The 2,636-nt window shown below is 33.2% G+C and carries 2 protein-coding genes; both read right to left on the reverse strand.

Annotated elements, in window-relative coordinates; translation table 11 throughout:
• Window positions 1-80 precede the first annotated feature (80 nt).
• Window positions 81-1,742, reverse strand: coding sequence for a S41 family peptidase (locus Q0A18_RS11900; RefSeq protein WP_292010367.1), 1,662 nt, complete (start codon window positions 1,740-1,742; stop codon window positions 81-83).
• A gap of 29 nt (window positions 1,743-1,771) precedes the next feature.
• Window positions 1,772-2,485: an outer membrane beta-barrel protein gene (locus Q0A18_RS11905; protein WP_292010368.1), complete on the reverse strand. Its 714-nt coding sequence runs from the start codon at window positions 2,483-2,485 to the stop codon at window positions 1,772-1,774.
• Between the last annotated feature and the right edge of the window lie 151 nt (window positions 2,486-2,636).

A 2,636-nucleotide genomic window follows, 5' to 3' on the forward strand; every position in this document is an offset into this window, starting at 1 on the left:
CTGCTTAAGAGAATCTCTTTTTAAATTAGATAGGGGTAGAATATTCTTACCCCTATCTAATTTTATAATAATATTTTACACTACTTAGAGGAAATATATTTAATAGCCTCTTCCATCACTCTATCTATAAATGTTTTCGGGCTGTTTACCATCTGCTTTTCTTCTTCATCTGAAGGAGGGGTCACATAAATATCTGGTTTCAGACCAATCCCTTCGACTACCTGACCATTAAGATCTTTAGTGGCCATTAACGGCATATAGAACTCTAAAATCCCACCAGCCACAATATCGCGGGTACCTCCATTAAAGTCATCCGAAGACCCTAAACCGGCAGTAGCCCCGGCACTATAATTTCCTATTGTAACTACATTTGCCCCCTGGCTTTTTAGCATTAATGTAGACATTTCGGACATACTTGCACTTCCACCATCTGTTAAGACAGCAATTGGAATATTATTAGGGATTCTGAATGCATGAGGAATAGCATGCACAGGCACCCAAGGAGTATAGCTAAATCGTCCGCTTCCTTCTTTTGTTCTCTGATAAAATGAAACTGCATTTTGAGTAATAAAACGATCGGTAAAAAAACGGGCATCAACTACTGCTCCTCCTCCATTGCTTCTTAAATCAATAATGATTTTTTTAATATCTCCGTTATGTAAGGGGTTCAGAAATTTTTTATAAAAAGGAGCATTAGATAATATTTTACCGGCTGCTGCTTGAAACTGTGCTAAGTTATATCCGTATTGTACGTGATTACCCATTTGTCCAATAAACCATTGAAGGTAAGGAATAGTTTCAGGACTCAAAACCGGAAAATAAGTAACAGCGTTATCATATTTTACAAGATTATTAGACTGAGTCAGCAATTGCTGGGTCAAAGCCAGAAAAGAATCGGATAAAACCTCTGTGCTTTTAAATGTACTAATCTGGTTATTAAAAGATTTCATTTCTGCTGAATTCGGAAATGAATTCCATTGATTCAATATACCAATAGTGAAATTTTTCACCTGTTCTCTCTTATTGACATCACTAATTGCATTTAACTCTGAACTATTTTCAATATCAGCCTGGGTAAGCAATAATTCATTACCTGGATCCGGGCTTAGATATTTATTTTCAAGGTTAATCTTAAATTTTGAAGACAATGAAAAACCTTCAAAAGTAATATAATAGATACTGGGGTTAGATTTTAAATATCCTGCAAGTAAAAATTTATCTGAAGATACATATCCGTCTTGAAGCTTATCCTTCATATATTCATATTTTGCATCAAAAGGGTAGGTATTCGATTTTTTTTGCGACATCCCACCGGAAAATACAAAGCTATTTATAATTCCATTATTTGAATAGGGCACTCGTATTCTGACATAGAAGTGCCTGTCAATAATAGGATCTATTATACGGGTAAAATAATCTCTTGCTTTTTGGGCATCTGCCTGAATTTCTGCATCACTTACTCCCACAGCATTATAAGATTTCAAAGCAGCAAACTTTGGATAATACTCCTTATATATGGCCCCCCAATCCATTCCGTCTCTTCTCTTCTGTTCGTAAAAATAATTATATTGCTGATCCATTACCGTCCAGAATACTTTAAAAAGATCGGCGTAGGATTTTATGTCCTGACTTGTATATCGTGTTGGTTCGACTAGAGAGGTATCACTATCATCTATACAAGAATTAAACGTTTCTGATACTAAAAACAGTACCAAAAATAAACAAATTAAATTTTTTTTCATATTGTATTATTTTTTATAATTGAATTCTTTTACTTGAATTTATAAGAAACCCCCAGAGAAATCATATAAGACTGAAGAGTGGATTTATGATTCTTGGCATTTTCTTTATTTATATCGGAAAGTCCATATTGATAATTATAAGAGCCGTATATATCAAAATTCTTTAGTGAATATCCCAATTGGGCCTGGCCAGTTAGTCCATATCCAAGCCTGTTAATTTGATTTTCATTTTCTTTAAAATCATACGTATCTGATACTTCAGTATAATTGAAAGTACCATCCTCCTGCAGTTCATTAAATACAGGATATCTACCCTCTCTTTTCATACTTAGCCAGTAATCGGTGTACATTCCACCTGCTACTTTAATCCATACACCTTCACTTTCATGTGGGTTATTAAGGATATATCCCCCAATTAATAAAGGAAAGCTTAGAAAGTCATTATGATAATTGGTATACCATCCGTCTCTGTTCCCTGTCCTTTCAAACTTATAATTCTTTTGCTGAAAAGAGATGCCTGTGGAAACAAAAAGTGATTTCCAAATCATATATTCCCCGGATAAGTTTACCCCGAAACCATACCTTCCTCTATATCTCGAATCAATAAGGTTTGAAAGATCCGATTTTAAAATACTGTAAGTGTATCCTGCATCCAGGCTTACTTTTAATTTATTTTGCCCCATTACTCCCGAGCCTATAGAAAAAAGGGAAATGCATAAAATTTTAGATAATTTTTCTTTCATAGATATGTTTTTGAAATAATTTTTCAACAAATATATAATTTTCAATAAAAAAACAACATTATTCACTTTGATCAGGTAGATCATAGTAATTTATATGAGTATATTTAAGATATATATAAGATATTATAACTTAAATACAATAAATAAAAAG

The organism is Chryseobacterium sp. (assembly GCF_022712095.1).
Lineage (GTDB): Bacteria > Bacteroidota > Bacteroidia > Flavobacteriales > Weeksellaceae > Chryseobacterium.